Source organism: Paracoccus endophyticus (assembly GCF_003286075.1).
Lineage (GTDB): Bacteria > Pseudomonadota > Alphaproteobacteria > Rhodobacterales > Rhodobacteraceae > Paracoccus > Paracoccus endophyticus.
On the sequence record NZ_QLUV01000012.1, the window covers coordinates 48,813 to 75,568 of the forward strand.

24 protein-coding genes are annotated in these 26,756 nt (G+C 69.3%); 8 read left to right on the forward strand and 16 right to left on the reverse strand.

Translation table 11 applies throughout. From position 1 onward, the window contains the following. Positions 1–13: 13 nt before the first annotated feature. The 7 genes from pstA to DPQ23_RS15755 form a co-directional block, all read right to left on the reverse strand. Positions 14–1,387, reverse strand: coding sequence for a phosphate ABC transporter permease PstA (pstA, locus tag DPQ23_RS12700; RefSeq protein WP_112875164.1), 1,374 nt, complete (start codon positions 1,385–1,387; stop codon positions 14–16). After that, positions 1,384–2,838, reverse strand: coding sequence for a phosphate ABC transporter permease subunit PstC (gene pstC, locus DPQ23_RS12705; RefSeq protein ID WP_112875165.1), 1,455 nt, complete (start codon positions 2,836–2,838; stop codon positions 1,384–1,386). The genes pstA and pstC overlap by 4 nt, the downstream gene beginning before the upstream one ends. A 117-nt stretch (positions 2,839–2,955) precedes the next feature. Then, positions 2,956–3,993 (reverse strand): PstS family phosphate ABC transporter substrate-binding protein, encoded by a 1,038-nt coding sequence (locus DPQ23_RS12710; RefSeq protein WP_112875166.1) that lies wholly within the window; start codon positions 3,991–3,993, stop codon positions 2,956–2,958. A gap of 76 nt (positions 3,994–4,069) precedes the next feature. Continuing rightward, entirely contained in the window at positions 4,070–6,538 is a 2,469-nt protein-coding gene (gene ligD / locus DPQ23_RS12715) for a DNA ligase D (protein WP_240602708.1), read from the reverse strand. After that, positions 6,539–7,450: a non-homologous end joining protein Ku gene (gene ku, locus DPQ23_RS12720; RefSeq protein ID WP_112875167.1), complete on the reverse strand. Its 912-nt coding sequence runs from the start codon at positions 7,448–7,450 to the stop codon at positions 6,539–6,541. A gap of 72 nt (positions 7,451–7,522) precedes the next feature. Then, entirely contained in the window at positions 7,523–7,885 is a 363-nt protein-coding gene (locus DPQ23_RS12725; RefSeq protein WP_112875168.1) for a cell division protein ZapA, read from the reverse strand. Next, the gene (locus DPQ23_RS15755; RefSeq protein ID WP_205961462.1) at positions 7,885–8,628 is read right to left on the reverse strand and encodes a hypothetical protein; all 744 of its coding nucleotides are present in this window, start codon (positions 8,626–8,628) and stop codon (positions 7,885–7,887) included. The genes DPQ23_RS12725 and DPQ23_RS15755 overlap by 1 nt, the downstream gene beginning before the upstream one ends. A 177-nt stretch (positions 8,629–8,805) precedes the next feature. Between DPQ23_RS15755 and DPQ23_RS12735 the strand changes: the two genes are divergently transcribed. From DPQ23_RS12735 to DPQ23_RS12760, 6 genes are all read left to right on the forward strand, one after another. Continuing rightward, complete coding sequence (locus DPQ23_RS12735; RefSeq protein WP_112875169.1) at positions 8,806–10,005, forward strand: ABC transporter substrate-binding protein; 1,200 nt, start codon at positions 8,806–8,808, stop codon at positions 10,003–10,005. A gap of 4 nt (positions 10,006–10,009) precedes the next feature. Further along, the gene (locus DPQ23_RS12740; protein ID WP_170310794.1) at positions 10,010–10,783 is read left to right on the forward strand and encodes an ABC transporter ATP-binding protein; all 774 of its coding nucleotides are present in this window, start codon (positions 10,010–10,012) and stop codon (positions 10,781–10,783) included. Beyond that, the gene (locus DPQ23_RS12745) at positions 10,780–11,481 is read left to right on the forward strand and encodes an ABC transporter ATP-binding protein (protein ID WP_112875171.1); all 702 of its coding nucleotides are present in this window, start codon (positions 10,780–10,782) and stop codon (positions 11,479–11,481) included. Before DPQ23_RS12740 ends, DPQ23_RS12745 begins: the two co-directional genes overlap by 4 nt. A 1-nt stretch (position 11,482) precedes the next feature. Beyond that, entirely contained in the window at positions 11,483–12,370 is an 888-nt protein-coding gene (locus DPQ23_RS12750; protein ID WP_112875172.1) for a branched-chain amino acid ABC transporter permease, read from the forward strand. Between the two features lies 1 nt (position 12,371). Continuing rightward, on the forward strand, positions 12,372–13,370 hold the full coding sequence (locus tag DPQ23_RS12755; RefSeq protein ID WP_112875173.1) for a branched-chain amino acid ABC transporter permease: 999 nt from the start codon (positions 12,372–12,374) through the stop codon (positions 13,368–13,370). Between the two features lie 87 nt (positions 13,371–13,457). Next, entirely contained in the window at positions 13,458–14,156 is a 699-nt protein-coding gene (locus DPQ23_RS12760) for a Crp/Fnr family transcriptional regulator (RefSeq protein ID WP_112875174.1), read from the forward strand. Between the two features lie 12 nt (positions 14,157–14,168). Here the strand turns inward: DPQ23_RS12760 and DPQ23_RS12765 are convergent, their stop codons facing one another. The 9 genes from DPQ23_RS12765 to DPQ23_RS12805 form a co-directional block, all read right to left on the reverse strand. Further along, on the reverse strand, positions 14,169–14,426 hold the full coding sequence (locus tag DPQ23_RS12765) for a nitric oxide reductase F protein (RefSeq protein ID WP_112875175.1): 258 nt from the start codon (positions 14,424–14,426) through the stop codon (positions 14,169–14,171). Continuing rightward, positions 14,423–14,971: a cytochrome c oxidase subunit 3 gene (locus tag DPQ23_RS12770; protein WP_112875176.1), complete on the reverse strand. Its 549-nt coding sequence runs from the start codon at positions 14,969–14,971 to the stop codon at positions 14,423–14,425. Before DPQ23_RS12770 ends, DPQ23_RS12765 begins: the two co-directional genes overlap by 4 nt. Continuing rightward, positions 14,968–16,914 carry a nitric oxide reductase activation protein NorD gene (locus tag DPQ23_RS12775; protein WP_112875177.1) on the reverse strand — a complete coding sequence of 649 codons (1,947 nt, stop codon included), beginning with the start codon at positions 16,912–16,914 and terminating at the stop codon, positions 14,968–14,970. Before DPQ23_RS12775 ends, DPQ23_RS12770 begins: the two co-directional genes overlap by 4 nt. A gap of 55 nt (positions 16,915–16,969) precedes the next feature. Continuing rightward, positions 16,970–17,776: a CbbQ/NirQ/NorQ/GpvN family protein gene (locus DPQ23_RS12780; RefSeq protein WP_112875189.1), complete on the reverse strand. Its 807-nt coding sequence runs from the start codon at positions 17,774–17,776 to the stop codon at positions 16,970–16,972. A gap of 5 nt (positions 17,777–17,781) precedes the next feature. Continuing rightward, the gene (locus DPQ23_RS12785) at positions 17,782–19,176 is read right to left on the reverse strand and encodes a cbb3-type cytochrome c oxidase subunit I (RefSeq protein ID WP_112875178.1); all 1,395 of its coding nucleotides are present in this window, start codon (positions 19,174–19,176) and stop codon (positions 17,782–17,784) included. A gap of 15 nt (positions 19,177–19,191) precedes the next feature. Continuing rightward, a complete protein-coding gene (locus DPQ23_RS12790; RefSeq protein ID WP_112875179.1) occupies positions 19,192–19,644 on the reverse strand; it encodes a c-type cytochrome in 453 nt (150 codons plus the stop codon). A 125-nt stretch (positions 19,645–19,769) separates the two neighbouring features. Next, positions 19,770–20,651, reverse strand: a complete 882-nt coding sequence (locus tag DPQ23_RS12795) for an FAD:protein FMN transferase (protein ID WP_240602718.1) — start codon at positions 20,649–20,651, stop codon at positions 19,770–19,772. Continuing rightward, on the reverse strand, positions 20,651–21,823 hold the full coding sequence (locus DPQ23_RS12800; protein WP_112875180.1) for an NnrS family protein: 1,173 nt from the start codon (positions 21,821–21,823) through the stop codon (positions 20,651–20,653). The genes DPQ23_RS12795 and DPQ23_RS12800 overlap by 1 nt, the downstream gene beginning before the upstream one ends. Continuing rightward, a complete protein-coding gene (locus DPQ23_RS12805) occupies positions 21,820–24,132 on the reverse strand; it encodes a NosR/NirI family protein (protein WP_112875181.1) in 2,313 nt (770 codons plus the stop codon). Before DPQ23_RS12805 ends, DPQ23_RS12800 begins: the two co-directional genes overlap by 4 nt. A 166-nt stretch (positions 24,133–24,298) precedes the next feature. Between DPQ23_RS12805 and DPQ23_RS12815 the strand changes: the two genes are divergently transcribed. Together DPQ23_RS12815 and DPQ23_RS12820 are read left to right on the forward strand one after the other, a co-directional pair. Next, entirely contained in the window at positions 24,299–26,341 is a 2,043-nt protein-coding gene (locus tag DPQ23_RS12815; RefSeq protein WP_276310563.1) for a nitrite reductase, read from the forward strand. A 75-nt stretch (positions 26,342–26,416) separates the two neighbouring features. Continuing rightward, a partial coding sequence (locus DPQ23_RS12820; RefSeq protein WP_240602720.1) for a uroporphyrinogen-III C-methyltransferase occupies positions 26,417–26,756 on the forward strand: 340 nt, incomplete at its 3' end.

Genomic DNA, 26,756 nt, shown 5'->3' on the forward strand with positions numbered 1-26,756 from the left:
TCCCGTGGATGGCTTACCAGCGGCGCTCGAAGCGTCGGCGCAGGTAGATGGCAAGCAGGTTCATGGCCAGCATGAAGGCCAGCAGGACGATGATGGCACCGGACGCGCGTTCAAAGAACGCGGGGTCCGCCCGTTGCGTCCAGTTGAAGACCTGGACCGGCAGGGCCGAGGCGGGGTCGAAGAACCCCTGCGGCGGCGCCGACGGATAGGTGGTGACAAAGGCCACCATGCCGATCAGCATCAGCGGCGCCGTCTCGCCCAGCGCCTGCGCCAGGCCGATGATCGTGCCCGTCAGGATGCCCGGCATGGCCAGCGGCAGGACGTGGTGAAACACCGTCTGCATCCGCGACGCGCCGACGCCCAGCGCGGCGTCGCGGATCGACGGCGGCACCGCGCGCAGCGCCGCGCGGGTCGAGATGATGATCGTGGGCAGCGTCATCAGCGTCAGCACCAGGCCGCCCACGATGGGCGCGGACCGCGGCAGGCCCATGACGTTGATAAACGCGGCCAGGCCCAGGATGCCGAACACGATCGACGGCACCGCCGCCAGGTTCGAGATGTTGACCTCGATCAGGTCGGTCAGCCGGTTCCTGGGCGCGAACTCCTCGAGATAGATCGAGGTGGCGACCCCGATGGGCAGCGCCAGCACCAGCACGATCAGCATCATGTAGAACGACCCGATGATCGCGACCCCCAAGCCCGCGCTTTCCGGCCGCGTGTCAGAGCTGTCGGTGCCGGTGACGAAGTCCCAGTTGAACCGCGTCTGAAGGTCGCCGCGTTCCGCCAGCGCCATCGCCAAGTCGTATTGCGCGACCGAGGTCCTGGCGTCCACCGCCGCCGATTCCCGCGACACCCGGCCCTTGAACATGCCATCGACGCGCGATGTGGTCAGGACCGGCACCTCGACCACCTGCCCCACCAGCGACGGGTCGGCCAGAACCGCCTGGCGCATGTCGGCCCGTCCCTGCGCGGAAAAGAAGCCCTGGATGTCCTTGTCGCCCAGACCCTCGACCACGATGTCGTTGTCGTCCAGATACCGGGCCAGCGAGTCCTGCAGGATCTTGCCGTACGAGGTCGTCAGGACCTTGGCCATCTGCGCGGGGTCGCGGTTGCCCTGCGGATCGACGATGGACGCCTCGATCGTCATCGGGATCTTGGCATAGGTCTGCACGAACGCGCTGGATCCGTCGCGCAGGATGGTGAACAGCAGGAACACCAGCGCCAGCATCGCCACCGCGATCGCCAGGATGCCATACAGGCGGAACCGCTTTTCCGCGGCGTTGCGGCGGCGGGTGCGCGCGTCGGCGATCAGCAGCGACCTGGCCTGCGGCGCCGAGGGTGCGCCGGGTCCCACCGGACGCGGCAGGTTCGAGGGGACATCGGTCATTCGTACTGTTCCCGATATTTGCGCACGATATACAGCGCGAACACGTTCAGCCCCAGGGTGATGACGAACAGCGTCAGCCCCAGGGCAAAGGCGACCAGCGTTTCCGGGCTGGCAAAGTCATTGTCGCCGGTCAGCTGGCCCACGATCTTGACGGTGATGGTGGTCATCGCCTCGAAGGGGTTGGGGCTGATGCGCGCCATGGCGCCTGCCCCCAGCACGACGATCATCGTCTCGCCGATCGCGCGCGAGGCGGCCAGCAGCACCGCGCCGACGATCCCCGGCAGCGCCGCGGGCAGCACGACCTGCCGGATGGTTTCCGAAGGCGTCGAGCCCAGCGCGAGGCTGCCGTCGCGCAGCGACTGGGGCACCGCGTTGATGATGTCGTCCGACAGCGAGCTGACGAACGGGATCAGCATCATCCCCATCACCAGCCCCGCCGTCATCACCGACGAGGCGCTGTTGCCCAGTCCCAGCGGCATGGCCAGCCAGTCCCGGATCAGCGGCCCCACCGTCACAAGGGCGAACAGGCCATAGACGATGGTGGGGATGCCCGCCAGGACCTCGATCGCCGGCTTGACGATCGAGCGGACGCGCTGGCTGGCGTATTCCGACATGTAGACCGCGGCGAACAGCCCGATCGGCACCGCCACCAGCAGGGCGATGACCGAGATATAAAGCGTCCCCCACAGCAGCGGCAGGATGCCCAGCTTTGATCCGCCGCCGAAGCTGGGCGTCCATTCGGTGCCGAAGAAGAAATCCTGCCAGGGATACAGCCGAAAGAAGTTGTACGATTCGAAGACCAGCGACAGCACGATGCCCACGGTCGTGGCGATGGCGATCAGCGAACACAGGATCAGCACGCCGCGGACGACCTGTTCGACCACGTTGCGGGCGCGGAACTCGGGCACGGTGCGGCTCAGTGCCAGCGCCATGCCGCCCAGCGCCAAGGCCAGCGCAAGGCCGGTCAGCAGCCGCGCGGCGGTCTTGTTGATGCTGCGGTAATCCTGCGCCGCGGCCAGGACATGGGGCGTGTCGGACACCTTGGCGCCGGCTTTCGCCAGCCGGTCGAACGCGGCCTTGTCCAGCGGGGTCAGGGCCGCCGCCTCGGCCTCGGTCAGGGTGCCGGCCGAGACGGCGCGGCCCAGCTCTGTCGCAGAGCGCTGGACATCGGCCATCAGCAGGCTGCGGCTTTCGTTGTCGGCAATCGCCTCGGCCGGGATATGGTCCTCGACGGCGCGCGCGACGATCGCCGGCTGCGCCAGCACCCAGATCAGCAGCAGCAGCAGCGGCGGCAAGGCCGTGAACAGCGCGACGTTCCAGCCGTAGTAGTTCGGGCGCGAATGCAGCAGGCGGGTATTGCCCGACACCGCGCGCACCGCTTGGCTGCGGCCCACCACAAACCCTGCGGCGGCCAGGGCAAGGACGGTGATCATGATCCAGAAAGTAGGCATCGGTCCTCGCGGGGCGGGATGTCCGGGGCAGTCGTCGGTTCGGCGGTCGCCAGGGTTGCACGGCCCCTTGGCAGAGGGCGGGCCGAACGGCCCGCCCCGTTGTCGCGGTCGCGCGCCTTACGGCATCGTGATGGTTGCGCCCTCGGCCACGGCCGCCTGGACGGCGGCCAGTTCCGGGTCAGGCACCAGGCCATACTCGGACAGCGGGCCGCCGGGGCCGGCGATGGCGTCCGAAACGAAGAATTCGGCGTATTCCTGCAGGCCCGGGATGGTGCCGATGTGGTCCTTCTTCACATAGAAGAACAGCGGGCGCGACACGGGGTATTCGCCCTTGGCGACCGTCTCGACCGTGGGCGTGACGCCGTTGATCGTGGCCACCTTCAGCTTGTCGGTGTTGTTCTCGTAGAACGACAGGCCGAACACGCCGACGCTGGCCTTGTTGGAATCGATCCGGGCCAGCGTTTCAGTATAGTCGCCGTCGATGTCCACGGACCGTCCGTCGGTGCGCAGGGTGATGCACGCGGCCTCGCCCTTGTCCTCGTCGCCGCCATTGGCCGCGGTCAGCGCGTCCAGCGCGCCGGCCTCCTCGCAGCCCACGGCCATGACCTTTTCCTCGAACACTTCGCGCGTGCCGTGCTTGGTGCCGGGGACGTAGACGGTGATCTCCTGGTCGGGCAGCGCGGGGTTCACCTGGTTCCACTTGGTGGCCGGGTTGGCGACGACCTTGCCATCGACAACGACGTCCTTGGCCAGCGCCATGAACACGTCCTTGGGCGTCAGCACGAAATCGGCGCCGTTGATGTCCGAGGCGAAGACGATCCCGTCATAGCCGAAGCGGACTTCCATGATGTTGGTGACGCCGTTTTCCTTGCAGGTGGCCAGCTCGGCCTCGCGGATCGGACGCGACGAGTTCGCGACGTCGATGGTGTTTGCGCCCACGCCTTCGCAGAACTGCTTCAGACCCGCCGACGAGCCGCCGCTTTCCACGACCGGGGCGGCAAAGTCGGTGTTCTCGGCGAAGGCCTCGGCCACGATGGTGGCATAGGGCAGAACCGTCGACGACCCCGCGACCTGCACGTTGTCGCGCGCGGCGGCCGCGGTGGCCGAGGCGGCGACCATGGCCAGCGCCGAGGCGGTCATCTTCATCATGCTCATGGAAGGCTCCTTGTAACGCATGGATTGCCAGAGGCTCTCTAGGGCTGGTTCATGACACTTACATGACCGTTATTTGTCATGATCGCGACAGGCCGCGCGATCCCGACACCAGCGCGCGCACCGCCCTGTCCAGGCTCATGGGGCGCGTGCGCTCGGGGGCGACCCGTTCCGCCTGCTCGGCGGCGTTGCGGATGTCGAACGCATCCGCGCCGGTCAGGTCGTCCAGCACCCCCCAGGACACCGGCATCGCCACCCGCGCACCGGCCCGCGCCCGCAGCGAGAACGGGCTGATCGCGGTCGCTTGCGGCTCGTTGCGCAGCCAGTCCACGAAGATGCGGCCCTGCCGCCGTGCCTTGGACATGACGGCGACGAAACGGTCGGGTTCCTCGGCCGACATCATCGTGGCCAGCGTGCGCGCGAACAGCGTCACGGTGTCCCAGCCGACCGTGCGGCGCAGGTCGCAGACGACGTGGATACCCTTGCCCCCCGTGACCATCGGCCAGCTTGGCAGGCCCAGCCCGTCCAGCCGGCCGCGCAGGTCCACCGCCGCGCGACGGACCTCGCCAAAGCCCAGCGCCTCGTCGGGGTCCAGATCAAACACCAGCCGGTCGGGGCGGTCGGGCCGGTCGCGGCGGGTCCCGCGGATGTGGAACTCGACCGTGCCCCTCTGCGCGGCGGCGACCAGCCCGGCCGCGTCGGCCACATACATCGCCGGCTCGTCCTCGCCGGGCAGGGACGCCAGCCGGACCTGGGGAGGAAAGCCCCGGCCGGCGTGCTTCTGGAAAAAGCTCTCGCCGCCCACGCCCTGGGGCAGGCGCACCAAGGCCAGCGGCCGGTCGGCGGCGAACGGCAGCATCAGGGGTGCGATGGCGGCATAGTAGGCGGCGACCTCGCCCTTGGTCACGCCCAGGTCGGGAAACACGACACGGTCGGCGCTGGTGATGGTGACGCCCGCGACCTTGGGGCCGGGCGCGGCGCACCTGGGGGCGACTCGGGCCGTGGCGGGCGGTCGGTCGGCGGGCCTGGGTGGATCGGCTGGCATCTTGTCCTCGCGCAGTCCCTGAAAGCTGGCATGGCGCAGCAGATCGTCGGCGGTCAGGCCCGCATGACGGACCTCGACCATCAGCACCGGCTCGACCCAGCGCCCGCCCCGCGCGTCGGTGCGCGGCACGGCGGCGGGCGCGGTCTTTCGCGCCAGCGGGGCCAGCCGCGCGGCCAGATCCTCCTGCACGCCGGCCGAAAATCCCGTGCCCACCTTGCCGCGATAGCGCCAGCCGCCTCCCTCCGCGGCGCTGGCCAGCAGCAGCGAGGAAAACGGCCGCCCCGGACTGTCCGAGGGCAGCCACCCGATCACCGCGCAGGTCATGCTGCGCGCGCATTTCGTCTTGCGCCAGCTGTCCGTGCGCCCCGGACGATAGGGCGAGCCCGCGCGCTTGCTGACGATCCCCTCGCCCCCGGCCGCGCACACCGCCTGCAAGGCGGACGCACCGTCCCCTGCGATGGCGGTGGACAGGTCGACCAGTCCCATCGGCGGCATGTCCGACAGCAGCCGTTCCAGCGCCGCCCGGCGCTCGGTCAGCGGCTGGCCGGTCAGGTCGTGCCCGTCCAGCGCCAGCAGGTCAAAGGCGATATAGGCGAACGGCCCGCCCTCGGTCAGGGCCTGTTGCAGCGCAGGAAACCCGTGCTGGCCCGCGCCCGCGACGATCTCTCCGTCGATGAGGGCAGAGCGCGCGGGCAACTCGGCCAGCGCCGGCAGCAGCGGCGCGAACCGGTCCGTCCAGTCCAGCCCGTTGCGCGTCAGGATGCGCGGCCCCCCTTGGCCCAGCTGGACCAAGCCGCGATAGCCGTCGATCTTCAGTTCATGCAGCCAGTCCCCGCCAGACGGCGCGTCCGCCACCAGCCGAGGCAGCATCGGCCCCACCGGCGGGGGCAGCGGCAGCGGATCAACCAACGGCGCGGCCCGCGGGGCGGCGGCGGCAATCGCCGCCATGTCGCGGCCGCTGGACACGCTGGTCCCGTATCGCTCGACCGGATCGGGCCTGTGGGCGGCGTCATCCTCGGCCTTGACCATCAGCCAGTTGTCCGCGCGCTCGTTCGGCCTGCCCCGGACGCGGACCAAGTTCCACAGCCCGGTCAGGCGCCGGCCGTAAAGCTGGAACCGCAGGTGGCCCTTGGCCAGTCCCGCCTCGACGTCGGCGACCGGACGCCAGTGGCCCAGATCCCACAGCATCACCGTGCCCGCGCCATACTGGCCCTTGGGGATCGTCCCTTCGAAGGTCAGATAGCTGATCGGGTGATCCTCGGTCCGCACGGCCAGACGCTTGTCGGCCGGGTCGAGCGAGGGGCCGCGCGTCACCGCCCAGCTCAGCAGCACGCCGTCCCATTCCAGCCGCAGGTCCCAGTGCAGCCGGGACGCCGCGTGCTTCTGCATCGAATAGCGCAGCGCGCCCGCCGAGGGCGTGCCGGGGTCAAAGGGCTCGGGCGTCGCGTCCGGGTCGCGCTTGGCGCGATAGGTTGCCAGGCGCGGGTGGGACCGCGCGGCCAATCAGCCGGCCTTGCGCGTGGACCGGCGCGGCGCGGGCTTGTCCTCGGCCTCGTCCTGCGGGTCAGCCTTGCGGGCGGCGGTCTTTCGGGCGGACGCCTTGGCCTTGCCCCTGGCCGGCTCGGCCCCGCCCGACGCCTTGAGGCTTTCCTTCAGCGCCTGCATCAGGTCCACCACGTTGTCGGCGGACGCCCGCCCGCTGCCCTCGGCCGTCACGCGGGGGGCGCGGCCCTTGCGCTTGTCCTCGATCAGCGCACGCAGCGCCTTGTCATAGTTGTCGGTGAATGCCGCCGCGTCGAAGGGGGCGGTCTTCCGCGCGATCAGCTGCTCGGCCACGGCCAGCAGCTCGGCATCGGCGGGCTCGTCCGCGATGGCCGAGAACAGCGGATCCGCGTCCTTGATCTCGTCGGCGTAGAACAGCGTCTCCATCAGCAGCCCGTCGCCGCAGGGCCTGACCGCGCACAGCTGTTCGCGGCCATGCACGGTCAGCTGCCCCAGCCCGACCTTGCCGGACCTGCGCAGCGCGTCGCGCACGACGCGATAGGCATCCTCGGCCAGGTCGTCCGTGGGCACGATGTAATAGGGCTGCGCGTAATACAGGGGCGAGATTTCGGCGGCCCCGACGAACTGCACCAGCTCGAAGGTCTTCTTCGTCTCCAGCCGGATCGCCTCGATCTCCTCGGGTTCGATCAGCAGGTATTCGTTGTCGCCCAGCGCATAGCCCTTGAGGATGTCGTCCTTGTCCACCGGCCCGACGCCGGCCACGACCTTTTCATAGTTCACGGGCTTGCCGGTCGGGCCGTGGATCTGGCGAAAGCTGACCCGGCGGCCGGTCTTGGTGGCGCTGTGGATCTCGACGGGGATCGACACCAGCGACAGGCGCAGCTGCCCCTTCCAGATCGCGCGCGACGCCATGCCAGCCCCCTTTGCCAACCGTGGTGGACAAGGCTCAACGCGGCGCGGTTGCGCCGGGTTTCCTGCGGGGCCTCACCCCTCCAGCCGTTCTTCGGCCTTGTCGGCCAGCGATTCGGCGCGCGCCGCCAGTTCGGCCATGCCCTCGGCCAGCGCGGGCGGGATCACCGGCACCTCGACCCGCGGGGGATTGGCCTTCAGCCGCGCCAGTTCCCGCTCGGCCGATGCCGCCCGATCCTCCAGCGCCGAGGTGCGGTCGGCCAGCATCAGCCCCGCCAGCAGCAGCAGGCGCGGCTCGGGCATCCGCCCCGCCTGGCCCAGGATGGCGCGCGCCTCGGCATCCAGCATCCCGGCGGCGCGGCGCAGCAGCCGCTCCTCGCCCTCCTGGCAGGACAGGGTGTAATCCTTGTGGCCAATGGTGAATTCGACGGTGGGCATCAGCGGCGCTCCTGGTCGGGATCGGCATCGACATCGGGCAGGTCGTCATCGGGCAGGTCGTCGGGATCGTCGCCATAGGCGCCGCCGAACAGCACGGCGCTCTCGTCACGCTCGACGACCAGATCGGGGACAGCGCCGTTGTCGTCCAGCGCGGCTGCTTCGGCCAGGATCGCCGCGGCGCGTCCGCCGGCCGGACGGAACGCAGCCGGCGCCGGGATGTCGGCCCCGTCGGCACCGTCCGGTGCGGCCGGCATCGGGCGGCGGGGCTGGGGGCGCGGCCGGGCGGTGGTCACGCCCAGCATGCGGTCCAGCGCGTCCAGGATCTCGCCCATCTGCGCGATCTCGGCGGCGCTTGCGGCGCGCAGCGACTCGATCTCGGCGTTCAGCGCCAGGGCCACGGCATCGGGTCCCTTGCCGGCCCAGTCGCTGGCCGCGTCAATCAGCGCCCTGTTGGCGGCGGCAAGCTCGTCGTTGGCCGCGGCCAGCCGCGCGGCCTGCTCGCCTGCGCTGGCCAGATGCTCGTGCGCCTCGGCCAGCCGCGTCTGCAACGCCTCCAGGGTGGCGGCCTGGCGATCATGCAGGGCCGCGACATCCTCGGACAGCGGAGCGGGTGCGGGCGCCGCGGGCACGGGCGGCACGGCCGCGGCCTGTGCGGCCAGCCGGTCGGCGGCCCGCTCCACCGCATAGTCGAGACGATCCAGCGCGGCGATCAGCCTTCGTTCGCTGACGGAAATGTCGGTCATCTGTGCGCATCCCACGATCTTTCGCCCGTTGTGGCGCAGCGCGGCGGCCCTGACAACCCAACGTGGCAGGCCGTCAAGCACTGGCCAACTGGACAGTTGCATCGCGCGCCGCTCTGCACCAACCTCTGGCGACGGGGTGCGCGGTCTCGTCGCCGCCACCTGCAGGGAGGATAATGAATGACGCGACTTCTGCTCTCGGCCGCTGCGGCGGCCCTGTTGACCACGCCTGCGATGGCCGAGATTTCCGACGGCAAGGTCAAGATCGGCATTCTGAACGACCAGTCGGGCGTCTACGCCGACTTCGGCGGCAAGTTCTCGGTCGAGGCGGCCAAGATGGCCGTCGAGGATTTCGGCGGCAAGGTGCTGGACATGCCGATCGAGGTCGTCAGCGCCGACCACCAGAACAAGGCTGACATCGCATCCAACATCGCGCGCCAGTGGTATGACACCGAGCAGGTCGACTCGATCATGGAGCTGACCACCTCGTCGGTGGCGCTGGCCGTGCAGGCGCTGTCGCAGGAAAAAAAGAAGATCAACCTTGTCACCGGGGCGGCCACGACCGACCTGACCGGCAAGGCGTGCTCACCCTACGGATTCCACTGGGCCTATGACACCCATGCACTGGCCGTGGGCACCGGCGGCGCGCTGGTGGAACAGGGGGGGGATTCGTGGTTCTTCCTGACCGCCGACTATGCCTTCGGCTACTCGCTCGAGGACAACACGGCCGGCATCGTCAAGGAAAAGGGCGGCACGGTCACGGGCTCGGTCAAGCATCCGCTGGCCACGACCGACTTCTCGTCGTTCCTGCTGCAGGGGCAGTCGTCGGGCGCCAAGGTCATCGGACTGGCGAACGCGGGCATGGACACGCAGAACGCCATCAAGCAGGCGGCCGAGTTCGGCATCACGCAGGGCGGACAGAAGCTGGCCGCGCTGCTGTTCACGCTGGCCGAAGTGCATGGACTGGGGCTGGAGGCCGCGCAGGGGCTGACGCTGACCGAAAGCTTCTACTGGAACCGCACCCCGCAGACGGCCGAGTTCGGCAAGCGCATGCTGGACCGCACGGGCGCCATGCCGAACATGATCCACGCTGCGACCTATTCGGGGGTGCTGCACTATCTGCGCGCCATCGAGGCGGCGGGCACCGACGAGACCGAGGCTGTCGCCGCCAAGATGCACGAAATGCCGGTGGACGATGTCTTCGCCAATGGCGCCAAGGTCGCGCAGAACGGACGGCTGCTGTCCGACGTGTACCTGATGCAGGTGAAAAAGCCCGAGGAGGTCACCACCGACTGGGACTATTACAACGTGCTGGCGACGATCCCCGGCGACCAGGCCTATATGGACCCGGCCAAGTCGGGTTGCCCGCTGGTCAAGTGACAGCATGACCGACGCCGCCATGACGGCCGAACCGCGGGTGGTGCTGTCCGCCCGCGGTCTGGGCCGGGACTTTGCCGGCTTCACGGCCGTGAACAATGTGGATCTGGACGTGCGCCATGCGCGGATCCATGCGCTGATCGGTCCCAACGGGGCCGGCAAGACGACCGTGTTCAACCTGCTGACCAAGTTCCTGCAACCGACGCGGGGCCGGATCACGCTGATGGGCACCGACATCACGCGCATGGCGCCGGACGCCGTGGCGCGCATGGGTCTGGTGCGGTCGTTCCAGATCTCGGCCGTGTTTCCGCACCTGACGGTGCTGGAGAACATCCGGGTCGCGCTGCAGCGCCCGGCCGAGCTGCATCGGCAGTTCTGGCGGCCGCTGTCGGCGCTGGACGTGCTGAACGGCCGCGCCGGCGTGCTGATCGACGAGTTGGGGCTGACCCCCTGGCGCGACACGCGCGCCGCCGACCTGTCCTATGGCCGCAAGCGGGTGCTGGAGATCGCGACCACGCTCGCGCTCGACCCCGAGGTGCTGCTGCTGGACGAGCCGATGGCGGGCATGGGGCACGAGGACGTGCAGATGGTCGCCGCCATCATCCGCGAACTGGCCCGCCACCGCGCCGTGCTGATGGTCGAGCACAACCTGTCCGTCGTGGCCGACATCTGCGACGAGGTGACGGTGCTGCAACGGGGCGAGATCCTCGCCCGCGGCGACTATGCCACGGTCGCGGCGGACCCGCGCGTGCGCACCGCCTATATGGGAAGCGACGCATGACCCCCCTGCTCGAGGTCTCGGACCTCAACGCCTGGTACGGCGAAAGCCATGTGCTGCACGGCGTCACCATGACCGTGGCCGAGGGCGAGACGGTCTGCATCCTGGGCCGCAACGGCATGGGCAAGACCACCACGCTGCGCTCGATCATGGGCATCGTGCGCAAGCGCACGGGCCGCATCGCCTTTGCCGGACAGGACCTGATGGCGATGCCGCTGCACCGCACCGCCCGCGCGGGCCTGGGCTTCGTCCCCGAGGAGCGCGGCATCTTCGCCACGCTGACGGTCGAGGAAAACCTGATGCTGCCGCCCGTCACCGCGCCGGGCGGGATGTCGATCGCCGAGATCCACGACCTGTTTCCCAACCTGCGCGAACGGCGCAACAGCCCCGGCACCAAGCTGTCGGGGGGCGAGCAGCAGATGCTGGCGATGGCGCGCATCCTGCGGACCGGCGCGCGCTGCCTGCTGCTGGACGAGCCGACCGAGGGGCTGGCCCCGGTCATCATCCAGGCGATCGGCGACGTGCTGCGGACGCTGAAGGCGCGCGGCCTGACGGTGGTCCTGGTGGAGCAGAACTTCCGGTTCGCCTCGAAGGTGGCGGACCGCTTCTACGTGATGGACCACGGCGTCATGACGCAGGAATTCCCGGTCGGCGACCTCGAGGCCCGGATGGGCATGCTGCACGAAACGCTGGGGGTCTGACATGACGATGATCTTCGGGATCCCGGTCCAGGCCCTGCTGGGGCAACTGCTGGTCGGGCTGATCAACGGGTCGTTCTATGCGCTGCTGTCGCTGGGGCTGGCCGTCATCTTCGGCCTGCTGCGGGTGATCAACTTCGCCCACGGGGCGCAGTACATGGTCGGCGCCTTCGTCGCGCTGCTGGGGCTGAAATACCTGGGCATCCCCTACTGGGTGGCGCTGGTGCTGTCGCCACTGATCGTGGGCGCGGTCAGCGCGCTGGTGGAACGCACCATGCTGTCGCGGCTGTATGCGCTGGACCCGCTCTACGGGCTGCTGTTCACCTTCGGCCTCGCGCTCACGCTCGAGGGCGGGTTCCGCTGGGTCTTCGGCGCGTCGGGCCAGCCCTATCCTGTGCCGGCCTCGCTGAACTGGGGGGTCAATCTGGGGTTCATGTTCCTGCCGGTGGGTCGGGCGTGGGTGATCGTCGCCTCGCTGGTGGCCTGCCTTGCGGTCTGGGCGCTGATCGAAAAGACCCGCCTGGGCGCCACGCTGCGGGCCGCGACGGAAAACCCCACCCTGGTCCAAAGCTTTGGCATCAACGTGCCCCTGCTGCTGACGCTGACCTATGCGCTGGGGGCGGGGCTGGCCGCGCTGGCGGGCGTGCTGGCGGCGCCGGTCTATCAGGTGTCGCCGCTGATGGGGTCCAACATCATCATCGTCGTCTTCGCCGTGGTCGTCGTGGGCGGCATGGGGTCGATCCTGGGCGCGATCCTGACCGGCTACATGCTGGGCGTCGCCGAGGGGCTGACCAAGGTCTTCTACCCCGAGGCGTCCAACATCGTGATCTTCGTCATCATGGCCATCGTGCTGATCCTGCGCCCGGCCGGCCTGTTCGGAAAGGAGGGCTGAGATGTCCGGTTCGACCCCTACCCCATCGGCGGCGGCGGTCCCGCAGGCCCCCTCGCGCCCCGGCGTGACCGCCGCGCTGGTCGTCGCGGGACTGGCCGCGCTGATCGCCGCGCCCTTCCTGTTCTACCCCGTCTTCGTGATGACGCTGCTGTGCTTTGCGCTGTTTGCGGCGGCCTTCAACCTGCTCTTGGGGTACACGGGGCTTTTGTCCTTCGGCCATGCCGCGTTCTTCGGGGGGGCGGCCTACTTCACCGCCCATGCCGCCAAGGTGTGGGGCTGGTCGCCGGAACTGGCGCTGCTGCTGGGGGTCGCCGGGGCGGCCGGACTGGGGCTGGTGATGGGCGCCGTGGCGATCCGCCGGCAGGGGATCTACTTTGCCATGGTCACCCTGGCGCTGTCGCAGATGTTCTTCTTCGCCTGCCTGCAGATGCCCTTCACCCATGGCGAGGACGGCATCCAGTCCGTGCCGCGCGGGATGCTGCTGGGACTGATCGACCTGAACCGGCCGCTGGCGATGTACTTCTTCGTCGCCGCGGTGTTCGTGCTGGGGCTGGCGATCATCTGGCGGATCGTGAACTCGCCGTTCGGGATGATCCTCAAGGCGATCCGCGAGAACGAGCAGCGCGCGATCTCGCTGGGCTATTCGGTCGCCCGCTACAAGCTGTCGGCCTTCGTGATGTCGGCGGCGCTGGCGGGGCTTGCGGGCGGGCTCAAGGCGCTGGTCCTGCAGTTCGCCACCCTGACCGACGTGGCCTGGCAGATGTCGGGCGAGGTCATCCTGATGACCCTGCTGGGCGGGATCGGCACCATGGTCGGGCCGGTGTTCGGCGCAGGCCTCGTGATCGCGCTGCAAAACCGGCTGGCCACCTCCGACTTCCCCGTCACCATCATCACCGGCCTCGTCTTCATGGTCTGCGTCCTGCTGTTCCGCCGCGGCCTGATCGGAGAACTCGCCGCATCCCGCATCGGAAAAACCCTCGGAATGCGCGCAGACACATAGCCGCACCGTGGCAAAGGGCGGGCCGGTTGTGCGCGGGCCGAAAACATGGTCACAGTCGGCCACCCGAAAACCGCGACAGGACGAGACATGAAAGCCGACATGCTACGGATCGCCGTGCAAACTCCGATCCTGGCCGGCCTTTCGGAATCCCTGCGCGACAAGGTGCTGGAATTCTCTCACATGCAGGATTTTCCCGCCGGGGGCACCGTGTTCCTGCAGGGAGAGGCGGCGAAGGCGCTGTATGTCGTCGTGGACGGCTGGATCAAGCTTTACCGCATCGCCCCCAGCGGGGCCGAGGCGGTGGTGATGGTCGTCACCCGCGGCCGCACCTTCGGCGAGGCGGTGGCCCTGCGCGACCTGCCCTATCCCGTCTCGGCCGAGGCCACGACAGACACGACGCTGCTGCGCATCGACGCCAGCCGGTTGCGCCGCCAGATGCGCGAGGACCCCGAGCTCGCCATCGCCCTGCTGGCCGCGACCTATGTGCATCTGCAGGCGCTGGTCACGCAGGTCGAACAGCTCAAGGCGCGGTCGGGCGTGCAGCGCGTCGCCGAGTTCCTGGTGGATCTTGCCGCGTGCGAACAGGGCAAATGCTCGGTTTCGATGCCCTACAACAAGACCCTGATCGCCGGCCGCCTGGGGATGAAGCCGGAAAGCCTGTCGCGGGCCTTTGGCCGGCTGCGCGCCTATGGTGTGCGGGTCGATGCGAACGTGGCCCATATCGACGATCTCGACGTGCTGCGCGACCTGACGAACGAGGACCCCGGCAAGGCCTGGATGAAGTAGGCCCGCCGCGCCTCAGGCCGCCAGATACAGTCCCAGCGCCCCCAGCATGACCAGCGCCAGCACCAGGTCGAACCCCCGGCCGATGTCGGGCACGGCGGCCAGTCCCAGATAGCGGCGCAGGATCACGCGCGCCTTCAGCCACGCAAGCGCCAGGATGGCCGCGCCCACGGCCGCCGAACCACTGCCGCGCGGCACCACCAGGGCCAGCATCGTCGAGGCCGCGGAGAGTGCGATCAGCGCCACCCAGGCGCGGGTCAGCTCGTCCCTCATCGCAGCAGATAGATGATGGGGAACAGCACGACCCAGACCAGATCGACCATGTGCCAGAACTGCGCCCCCGCCTCGACGTGGTCGGGCCGCGCGCGGATCGCCACCAGCGCCAGGATGATGATCCCGGCCACGACATGGGCCGCGTGAAACAGCGTCAGCATCCAGTAGAAGGCGAAGAAGCTGTGCGTCTCGAACCCGATTCCCTTGTGCAGGGCGTCGGCGTATTCGACGCCCTTGAGGATCAGGAACACCACCCCCAGCGCCCCGGCAAGGCCCAGCCAGCCGCGGGCGGGGCCGGCCCGGCCGTGTTCGGCCGCGCGCACGGCTCGCGCGGCCAGCCAGCCGGACGTGACCAGCACGACCGTGTTGATCCCGGCCGACACGCGGTGCAGCTGGTCCTGCGCCGCGGCAAAGCCCGAAGGATCGCCCAGACGGATCGACAGAAAGACCAGCAGACCGGCACCAAAGACCGCCAGTTCGCTGACGATCAGCACCCAGATCATCAGGTCGCCGGGCAGGCGTTCGGCGCCGTGTGTCTCGCTCATGCGCCGACGAGCTGGCGATAGATCTGCGGCAGCGCCTCGGGCAGGCGGTCGGGATGCGGGATCAGCGCGTGCCCGCCCTGGCCGAAGATGCGCGGGAACCACGATTTCGCGTCGCGGTCCACGGTGATGCCGAACACGGCGTGCCCCATGCGCCGCGCCTCGCGCACGGCCATGGCGCTGTCCTCGATGCCGTGGCGGCCCTCGTAATGGTCCAGGTCGTTGGGCTTGCCGTCGGTGATGACCAGCAGCAGCCGCCGCCGGCGGCCCTGCGCCGCAAGCCCCGCGGCCGAATGGCGGATGCCGGCGCCCAGGCGGGTGTAGAATCGTGGCGACAGGGCCGCGATGCGGCGTTCGATCAGCGGCGACATCGGCTCGTCGAAGCGCTTGCAGGTGGTCACGAACACCCGCTCTCGCCGCAGCGAGCAGAACGCCTGCAGCGCGACCTGATCGCCGCAGGCGTCCAGCCCCCAGGCCAGGGCCGCCAGCGCCTCGCGCTCGATGTCGATGACCGCGCGGCCGGTCACCGCGCTTTCGGTCGAGCGCGAGATGTCCAGCAGGATCGAGACGGCCAGGTCCCGGTTCTGGGGGCGCGACTGTTTCCAGATGCGGTCGGACCCCTCGCCCGACACGGCGATGCCGACGCGCGACCGGACGGTCGCGTCCAGGTCCAGTTCCTCGCCGTCGCGGTGGCCGGTGGTGACGACCCGGCCGGGGCGCATCGCCTCGAACTGGCGGCGCACGGCGCGGATGCGGCGGCGGGCCGCCTCGTCGAAGGGCGCGGGGCCGTCGGGCGGGGGCGAGGGTTCGGCGTCCAGCACGCGTGCGTGCGCGGGCAAGTACCGGCCCGACCGCGCGTCCCATTCGGGATAGGTGAAGACACCCGACAGCGCCTCGCGGTCCACGTCCTCGGGGGCAAGGTCCAGATGCAGCTTCAGCCGGGTCGCAGGCGCCTTGCTGATCTGTCCCAGGCCCAGTTCGTCCTGGTCATCGGCGGCCTTCTTGGCGCTGTCGTCGTCGTCATCCTCGACCCGGCGGTTGAGGTTCAGGAACTCGGCCCAGCTCAGGATCGCCTCGAACTTGTGCAGGATCAGGCTGTCCTTGCGCTCGGCGGCGTCGGACTTGCGGCGGCGGGCGCGGACGGTCTTGTCGGGCTGGTCCTGCGATTGCTCGGCCTCGCCCTCGGCCTCTCGCGTCTCGACGCGGTCGCCGGCCGAGATGAACCCCTCCTCGGCCACGATCCACAGCGGGACCGGGCGCATCGGCTGATAGCCGCGGGGTGCGCGCAGGGTGGCCGGGTCGGCGGATTGCAGGGACAGCGCGCGCGGCGGCAGCGGCGCGGGATCGCCAAGCGCGGCGCGGGCCAACGCCTCGACCGCGGCCTCGTCGGCCGGCAGCGCGCCTGTGCTGCGCGTGGCAAGCACCAGCGCCGCCAGTTCCTCGTGCAGCGTGCGAAGGCCGGGGGCCGCCTGCAGCGTGGCCGCGACCGACGACCGGGCCGCGGCAAGATGCGCCAGGTCGCGGGCCAGCGGGTCGTCGGTCGCCACCGGCGGCACGGCATGCGCGGCCAGCGCCGCCAGCCACAGATACAGCGCCCCGTTCGCCTCGATCGTCGGCAGGATCGCCAGCGTGGCAGGCAGCCGCAGGATGCCCCCGTCAAAGCTGGCCTGCGGCAGGGCCTCGGCCTCGGTCCCAAGGCGGCGGCGCCAGCTCAGCCGATGGCGGCTGACGCGGTCGGCGCTGGCCCGGAACTCGACCGCGTGATCGCCGCCCAGTCCCCGGAACAGCACGGCCAGACGCGGCGCCACCTGGGGCAGCGTCACGCGGGCGGCGTCATGGACGGGCACCGCGTCAAGGCCGCTTGCCCAGCCGTGCCACAGCTTGCCGACCGTCTCCTCGGGTTCCCAGGGTTCGATCTCGTGCCAGTCGATGCGATGCGCGGCCATTGCCTGTTTGTCCCAAGGTTCGCGGGGACCGGGGCCATGCCCCGGTCGCCCCGGTTCAGCCAAAAACCGCCACGACCAGGTCGGCCAGCCCGCGCTTGACGTCCGCGTCGTCGGTCAACGGTTCGATCATGGCGGCGGTGACGGCGCGGTTCAGGTCCATCCCGCCTGCGATCAGGGTGGCGGCATAGACCACCAGCCGGGTCGAGACGCCCTCTTCCAGGTCCTGCCCCTTCAGCGCCCGCAGCTTGCCGGCCAATCGGACCAGTGCCGCGCTGCGGCCCTCGTCCAGGCCGCTTTCCTGCACGACGATGGCCGTTTCCTGCGCGGGGGCGGGAAAGTCGAACTCCATCGCCAGGAACCGCTGGCGGGTGGACGGCTTGAGCGTCTTGAGGATGTTCTGATAGCCGGGGTTGTAGGAGGCGACCAGCATGAAGCCCGATGCGGCCTCAAGCTCCTCTCCGGTGCGGTCGATGGGCAGGATGCGGCGGTCGTCGGTCAGCGGGTGCAGAACGACCGTCACGTCCTTGCGGGCCTCGACCACCTCGTCGAGATAGCAGATCGCGCCCTCGCGCACGGCGCGCGTCAGGGGGCCGTCCACCCAGACCGTCTCGCCGCCCTTCAGCAGATAGCGGCCGATCAGGTCGGCCGCCGACAGGTCGTCGTGGCAGGCCACGGTGTAAAGCGGCCGGCCCAGCCGCGCCGCCATGTGGCTGACGAAGCGGGTCTTGCCGCAGCCCGTCGGCCCCTTCAGCAGCACCGGCAAGTCGTTGCGGGCCGCGGCCTCGAACATCGCAATCTCGTCGCGCTGGGGCAGATAGAAGGGGGCGTTTGCCCCCTCCTTCGTCTGGACGTGAGCGTTCATTGCCATCACTCCGCCGGGGTCCGGTGGGCCACCTGGTCACGGTGCACCTGGGCGGGGCCGGGCAGCACCACTTCGCGCCGCACGACCAGCACCGAATAGATGAACAGCAGCGCACCGACCACCACCGCGACACCCGAGCCGAAGCGCATCCAGTAGAAGATCGCCAGTTGGTCCTGCACGTCCATGTAGGCTTCGCCGTTCACCCGCTGCAGGTGCGTCTGCACCGTGCCCGCAAAGGTCAGCGTGAAGGTCATGAACAGCATGCCGCCCGACAGCAGCCAGAACGAGGCCATGTTGAGCACCTGGTTATAGGGGTCGCGGTTGCGCATGATCGGCATCGCATAGGTGATGATCGCCAGCACCAGGCAGACATAGGCGCCATAGAACGCCAGGTGCCCGTGGGCCGCGGTGATCTGCGTGCCGTGGGTGTAGTAGTTCACCCCGTGCAGCGTGTGCAGGAAGCCCCAGACGCCCGCGCCGAAGAACGCCAGCACCGAGCAGCCAAGGCTCCACAGCAGGGCGGCCTTGTTCGGGTGGTCGCGCCGGCCCTTCCAGACCATCACGAAGGCGAAGGACATCATCGCGAAGAACGGGACGATCTCGAAGCTGGAGAAGATCGAGCCGATCCACTGCCAGTACGCCGGCAGGCCGATCCAGTAGTAGTGGTGCCCCGTCCCCAGGATGCCCGAGAAGAGCGCCGTGGCGACGATGACATACAGCCATTTCTCGACGACCTCGCGGTCCACGCCCGTCAGCTTGAGCATCAGGAACGCCAGGATCGAGGCCATGATCAGTTCCCACACGCCTTCGACCCACAGGTGGACGACGTACCACCAGTACATCTTGTCCAGTACGATGTTGTGCGGGTTGTAGAAGGCGAACAGGAACAGCAGCGCCAGCCCCCACAGCCCCAGCAGCAGGACGTTCGAGATGGCCGTCTTGCGCCCCTTGAGCACCGTCATCGTGACGTTGAACAGGAAGATCAGGGCGGCCACGACGATGCCGGCCTTGACCCAGGTCGGCTGCTCCAGGAACTCGCGGCCCTGGGACCCGAGGAAATAGTTTCCGGCAAACCAGTTGAAGATATAGGTCAGCACCGCGCCCAGCGTGCCGAGGGTCAGGATCGCCAGCTGCAGATAGGCCAGCAGGGGCGAGTGGATCTCACGCTCGGCCTCTTCCGGGACCAGGAAATAGGCCGCGCCGAAAAAGCCCAGCAGCAGCCACACGATCAGCGCGTTGGTGTGCAGCATGCGAATGATGTTGAAGGGCAGCAGTTCCGACAGGAAGTTCGGGTTGACGTAGACGTAACCCATGAGCAGCCCGAAGGTGACCTGCAGCGCGAAGAGCGCCATCGCGACGCCGAAGTAGGCGTAGGCGATGCGTTGACTGTGGTATTTCATGACGTTTTCTTCTCCTCAGCCGGCATCATTCGGCGGCCAGTTCTGGGTGTTGACCGTGCCCACGAACAGCAGGAAGTCGGCCAGTGCGCGATACTCGGCGTCCGTCAGGTTGAAGCCGGGCATCTGCCGGCGGCCCTCGATCCCGGTGGGCATGGCGTCCATCCAGGATTTCAGCGTGTCCATGGCGGCGACCGGGTCGTCCTGCACGCCCCAGCGTTTCATCACGTTGCCCAGTTCGGGGGCAAAGTAGGCGCCCTCGCCCAGCAGCGAGTGGCAGTTGACGCAGGACTTGTTCTCCCACACCCGCTTTCCGGCAGCGACGCTTTCGGTCAGCAGGGATTCGTCGGTCGATACGTTGCGGGCATAGATGTGGCTATGCACCGACAACGCCAGAAAGATGGCGATAAAGAACAATGACCCGCCATAGAAGACGTTCCGGGCCATGCTCTTGGTCATGACGTCGCGCATGGCGGCGGTCCCTTCGAGCGGTTTCAAGTCAGTTATCGATAACCTTGCCGTGAAACGCCACCTTAACGAAAGTCAAAGCTCGGGCGCGGACCCCCGATTTGTCGGCCCCAGGACGGCCGCCGGGCCTATAGGGCCGCCAGCGTCTCGATCCGCGCGCCGGGAAAGGCCGCAAGCGCGCGCGCGATCGCCGCGTGGTCCATCAGCACCGCGGCGGTCGACAGCGCATCGGCCACGGCAGCCGAGGGGGCGCTGACCGCCGCCACCGACCATTGCGGCGGGCGTCCGTCGGCCGCCAGGATATGCGCCCGGTCGCCCTGCGGACCGATGCGCGTGCCGAACGGCGCCGAGGTCGCCAGCGCCCGGTCGCGCAGGGTCACCCGCTGCAGCGCCGCGCCCGTCGGGTCCACGATGTCCGCGGCCCAGCCGCGCCTGCCCTGGCCCCTGATCTCGCCCGTGTCGATCAGGACGTCGGTCAGCCCGTGACGGCGCGCAACGCCGGCCAGCCGGTCGGCGGCATGGCCCTGGGCGATGCCGTTCAGCGTCAGCGCCATGCCGGGGCGGGTCAGCGTCACGGCATCAGGCGCGATCCGCACGCCGTCCCAGCCGGTCAGGGCGCGGGCCTCGGCCTCGTCCCCGCCCCGCCGGCGGGCCTGCCAGAGCGGCTGCACGGTCGGATCGAACGCGCCCCCTGTCGCGGCATGAACCTGCCCGGCCAGGGTCAGCAGGGCCGTGAACTCGTCGGACGGGTGCGCCAGGCGGCCCAGCGCGTTCAGCCGCGTCAGATCCGATCCGCGATACAGCGAAAAACGGTCCTCGACCCCGCGCAGCACGCGGGCGGATTCGGCAAAGAAGGCGCGCGCTGCCCGGGGATCACCCCCCTGGACCCGCAGGACGACATCGGCGCCCAGCGCGATGCCCCGCCATTCCTGCGGCGCGGGCCCCGCCCCTGCGGGGCGGGCCATGGCCGCGCAGGCCGTCAAGGTCAGGAAACGGCGCCGGGTCAGCATCACGCAGCCTCCGAGGCGGTTGCGCGGGGCGTGGTCCAGACCCGCCACAGCGCAACGATGTAAAGGGCAAACCCCGTGGTCCACAGCAGGCCGGCGCCCAGGTTGCCGGCCAGATACAGGCTGCCCGGCCAGGTCGCCGCAGCCCAGCGCAGCGCCACCGCCAGCGGGATCAGCGTATAGGCCAGCGCCACGGGGGCGGGGGCGTGCAGGGCGCGGCCGGAATGGCCCAGGCTCGCCCGGCTCATCACCGCCAGCGTCATGCCGCCCACCGCCCCGATGCCCAGGACGTGCAGCGCGGCGATCTCGGTGCCCAGGCCCACGCCCGCCAGCCCCCACAGCACCAGCCCCAGCGACAGCATCGCATAGCCCGCGTGCAGCGCCCAGATGATGGGGTCGCCCAGCGTCGCGCGCGTGCGCCAGCCCGCCAGCCGCAGCCCCGCGACAACCCCTGCGGCCACCGCAACGACGCCCGCCAGCGCGTCCGGCGCGCCGATCAGCACCAGCGCCGCCGTCAGGACCGGCAGCGCCACGCCCGCCTTCTCGAGCGGGGGGCGCGACACGGGCACGGCGGCCGCCGGGTTGTCGCGCAGCAGGGCGTTGCGCGTGAACGCAGGCGTGACGCGCCCCCCCAGCACCGCGATCATCGCGCAGATCGCCAGCAGGCCCGCGCGCAGCCCCTGCCCCGCCGTGCCGGTCCAGCCGATCCAGTCCAAATGCACCAGCAGGTTCGCGCACCACACCAGGGTCAGCAGCAGCAGGAACATCATGTTCTGCGGCTTGGGACGCTTGAGCAGCTGCGTCAGCACCTTGGCCCCCAGCACCGGCAGGAACGCAAGGTCGATCACGGCGACCAGCCCTGCGGGCAGCACACCCGACATCCAGACCGCCACGCGTCCCGCCAGCCACAGGCCCGACACCAGCGCTATGAACCGTTCCGGCGCAGCCTTGGCCCCCGTCCAGTTCGGCACCGCGGTCAGGAAGAACCCGCCCAGCGCGGCGGTGGCAAAGCCGAAGATCATCTCGTGCGCGTGCCAAAGCTGGGGCGCAGGGGCGAAGGGCAGGTCCGGCGTCACGCCGGCGATCCAGCACAGCCACACCGCGACCGAGACGACGGCATACACACCGGCCGCTGCAAAGAACACGCGCCATCCGTCGCGGAACAGAACTGTCATGGCGTCACCTGTTGGGATCGAAACGCGGGCGGCTGGGCCGCCGAGGGATGGGGCGCCTGGGGGTGCGCCGCCTCGGCGGCGGCCCCGGCATGGGCGCCGGCCGGCACCTGGGTCGGTATCAGCGGCGGCGGAACGGGCGGAGAGGACGGCGCCGGCGGGATCGGCGGCGCGGTGAAGCCACCGCCGCCGCCTGCCCCGCGCGCCCTGCGCTTGAGGACGGGGCAGGTGTTCTCGTCGTCCATGATCGTCTGGCAGCGCAGGCACATGACGCATTCGTTCGGATTGATGCGTCCCAACGGGTCGATGGCGCCGACCGGGCATTTCGTCTCGCACAGCCGGCACTCGCGGCCGCACTGCGGGCGGCGCTTGAGCCAGTCGAAGATCTTCAGCTTGGCCGGGATGGCCAGGCCCGCGCCCAGCGGGCAGATGTAGCGGCAGAAGAACCGCTCGATGAACAGCCCCGCCCCCAGCAGCGCCAGCGCATACAGCACGAAGGGCCAGGCCCGTATGAAGTGCATCGAGATCGCCGTCTTGAACGGCTCGGCCTCGGCCAGGATCAGCGCCTGTTCCATCGAATAGAACGACAGCGCCACGATCGCGACAAACAGCGTGTACTTGATGACCCACAGACGTTCATGCAGCGCCTGCGGCACCGCGATCTGGCGCACGCCCAGCCGCTGGGCCGCGGCGTTGGTCAGTTCCTGCAACGCGCCGAACGGGCACAGCCAGCCGCAAAAGACGCCCCGGCCCCAGAACAGCATCCCCAGGGCCACCGCGCTCCACAGCACAAAGATCAGCGGCGCGACCAGAAAGGTTTCCCAGCGGAATCCCGTCAGCAGGGCGTGAAGGAAGGCCACGACCTGCACCACGGACAGTTGGGCGTTCAGCCACCAGCCCAGCACGAACAGCGTCGCCGCCAGATAGGTCAGCCGCACCTGCCGCCACAGGCGCGGGCGGCGCACCAGCCATTCCTGTCCGAACAGGATCAGGCCCAGCACCCCCAGCATTGCCCCGACGATCACAAGCTGCGGCTGCTTCTTCAGCCAGAACTCTTGCCACAGCGGTATCTCGGGGGCGGGCGGCGGGATCAGGAACGCCTCGGGCACCTGCACCCTGGCGGTGACGGGCAGGATCAGGTCGGGGCCCTGCGCCGCCTCGCGCGCGAAGGTGACGGTCACGTCAAAGGGCTGGGTCGCGTCGATGCCGCCCGCCGCAGGGTCCGCGTTGATGCGAAACAGGCTGCGCTCCTTGAAGACGGGGGCGTCGGAGACGGCCAGTCGCGACAGGGGCGTATAGCTCTCGGCGGTGGGGACCAGCGTGACGGGCCCCTGGGTGATGGTGATGCGCTCGAACGCGCCCGATCGTTTCCAGTCGGTCCCGCGGTGGGACTGCACCCCCCGCGACATGACGGCAAGCAGCACCTCGCCGGGCGCCATGGCGCCGGCGGCGCGCGTCAGCACCGCCTGGCCCAGCAGGTTTCGCCCGATGGTGGGCGGGTCCACGACCCCGGTCCACATCTCGAAGAAAGGCGCGTCCGACGGCGTCAGGGGCTGCGCTGCCCCCCGCAGCCGCTGCGCGGCGTCCGCCATGGACACGCCGGCGCGTGCCAGCGCGCCGGTGGCCTCGATCCCCGCCCAGTCCGGGATGGGCTGGAACGCCACGCGGTCGATGCCGCCGCTGTTGTCCTGCGCGCCCGCGAGGATGCGCGCCGAACGAAGGATTCCGTCGCGGATCACCCCCGTCGAGACGGTCGCGCGGGCGATCACGTCGGGCAGGCCCGCGTCGTGGGACAGCGCCGTCTCGCCGCGACGCGCGGTGTCGAAGCCGGCAAACCCGTTCACATACCGTGCGATGTCGGCGTCCGAGATGCCCAGCGTCAGCACCGGCTCGGCATGGCGCATCAGCCGCGCGCCAGCGATGCGGCCGTCGGGGTCCACCGCGACAAGCACGTCGAGGGGACGGCCCGAATAGCCCGTGGAACCCGCCAGTTCCCACGTCGAGCCGATCCGGCCCAGCGTCTCGCCGCCCGCCCGCGCCACCCAGGACGGAACCGGCGCGTCTTCGCGGTCCAGGGTCACGGGTCCGGTCGCGCCGAACAGCTCGCCCGCGATCAACGGCGTCGGCGCCGCGGCCTCGATGGTCTCGGACGCCGCCGCCAGTCCCAGTGGCGCCGCAAGGACCGGCGCGGCCGGCGCCGCCAGGCACAGCGCCAGCGATGCGGCAATGCGGCGCACCCAGCCCGCGGCACGCAGCCGGGCAGCCCCGACGGGACGCAGGGAAAGGCGGCATTTGCTGGCAGGTTGGGGCATGGCGGGTCCGGACGGGCGGGAACTGGGGCGCGCGGTCGATGACGGCTGCGCAACATGGGACGAAGATGACCCACAACGGCTTTGCGTGACCTTAACCGAAGTCAAGGAAACGTGAGGGGCGGCCGGTAAGCGTGAAGCAGCCTCACCAGCAAACGGAGACATCTTGATGAAGACCCCAGCCCATACGGCCAGGACGTCGCTTCTGGCGTCGGCGGCCTTGGCGTTGGTGTTCGGTGCCAGCATGGCGGTCGCGCAGACTGCCGCGCCCGCCCCTGCCGAACCCGCCGCCCCCGCCGCCCCTGCCGCCACGACGGCAGACACCGCCGCGCCCGCCGCGGCCCCCGCTGCAGGTGAGGCCGCCAACACGGACGCCGCCCCCGCAGCCGACACCGCCGCCGCCCGTGACGCGGCGGGAACCGAAGCCGCGGCCGATCTGAACACGGTCACGGGTCCGGTTGCCGGTCCCGACACCCCGGTCGAGGAGCTTCCCCGCTCCGAGGGTGCCTCGCAGACGACGGCCGAGCAGGCCGCCGAAAAGAGCGAGGTTGTGGACCACACCTCGAAGCCGCAGGACCAGTACGAGCCGTCGCTGACCACTCTGGGCAAGGAACAGCTTCCCGTTCCGGGCGCGCCCGAGGGCGTGCCGACGATGACCCAGGCCGAGTTCGACGAGGCCAACACCATCTACTTCGAGCGTTGCGCGGGCTGCCACGGCGTGCTGCGCAAGGGTGCCACCGGCAAGCCGCTGACCCCCGACCTGACGCGCGAGCTGGGCTTTGACTATCTGCACAGCTTCATCACCTACGGCTCGCCGGCGGGGATGCCGAACTGGGGCACCTCGGGCCAGCTGACCGAGACCCAGGTGACGTTGATGGCGAACTATCTTCTGCAAGATCCGGCGAGCCCGCCGGAGTTCGGCATGCCGGAGATGAAGAACACCTGGAAGGTCATCGTAAAGCCGGAAGATCGGCCGACCGAAAAGATGAACGACTGGGACATCGAGAACCTGTTCAGCGTCACCCTGCGTGATGCCGGCCAGATCGCGCTGATCGACGGCTCGACCTACGAGATCAAGACGGTGCTCGACACCGGCTATGCCGTTCACATCAGCCGCATGTCGGCATCGGGGCGGTACCTGCTGGTCATCGGCCGCGACGCCAAGGTCGACATGATCGACCTGTGGATGGCCGAGCCGTCGATCGTCGCCACCATCAAGGTCGGCGCCGAGGCCCGTTCGGTCGAAACCTCGAAGATGGAGGGCTGGGAGGACAAGTACGTCATCGCCGGCGCCTACTGGCCGCCCCAGTACGTCATCATGGACGGCGACACGCTCGAGCCGCTGAAGATCGTCTCGACCCGTGGCAACATCTATGACGAGCAGACCTACCACCCCGAACCGCGGGTGGCGGCGATCCTGTCGTCGCACTATCGGCCCGAGTTCCTGGTCAACATCAAGGAAACCGGCAAGATCCACCTGGTGGACTATACCGACCTGAAGAACCTGAAGATCACCGAGATCGAGGCCGAACGCTTCCTGCATGACGGCGGCCTGGACAGCACCAAGCGCTACTTCATCACGGCGGCGAACGCGCGTGGCAAGCTGGTGGTCATCGACACCAAGGAAGGCAAGCTGGCGGCGATCACCGAGACCGGCGGCGAGACCCCGCATCCGGGCCGCGGCGCGAACTTTGTCCACCCGACCTTCGGGCCGGTCTGGGCGACCTCGCACCTGGGCGACGACTCGGTGGCGCTGATCGGCACCGACCCGAAAGGTCACGCCGATACCGCGTGGAAGATCGTGGACAGCTTCCCGGCGCTGGGCGGCGGCTCGCTGTTCGTCAAGACGCATCCGAACTCCAAGTATCTCTATGTCGATGCGACGCTGAACCCGGACGCCGCGATCTCGGGCTCGGTGGCGGTCTTCGACGTCAGCAAGATGCCGGGTGACGGGTCCGACCCCGAGATCATCACGCTGAACATCGCGGAAATGGCCGAGATCTCGGAAGGCCAGCCCCGCGTCGTGCAGGGCGAGTTCAACAAGGACGGCACCGAAATCTGGTTCTCGGTCTGGAACGGCAAGGACCAGGAATCGGCGATCGTGGTGATCGACGACAAGACGCTGGAACTCAAGAAGGTCATCAAGGACCCGCGCCTGGTCACGCCGACCGGCAAGTTCAACGTCAACAACACGCAGCACGACGTCTACTGATTTGCTGCTGAACAGGGGGGCGGGCGTTTGCGCCCGCCCCTTTCCACCCCCAGCCATTTCTGCAAGGGTCGTGTCATGCCGGGCAAAGTCTTTCTCATCGGCGCGGGTCCTGGCGATCCCGAGCTTCTGACGGTTCGGGCGCTGGCGCTGATCCGGGGCGCCGATGTGGTGGTCTTTGACCGTCTGGTGTCCCCCGAGATCATGGCGCTGGTCCCGGCCGCCACGCGCCGGATCAGCGTCGGCAAGACCGCCGGGTTCCATTCCGTGCCGCAGGACGCCATCAACGCGCTGCTGGTCGATCTGGCGCGCGAGGGGCTGACCGTGGCCCGCCTGAAGGGCGGCGACCCGCTGATCTTCGGCCGCGGCTCCGAGGAGGCCGAGGAGCTGGCCGCCGCGGGCATCCCCTATGCCTATG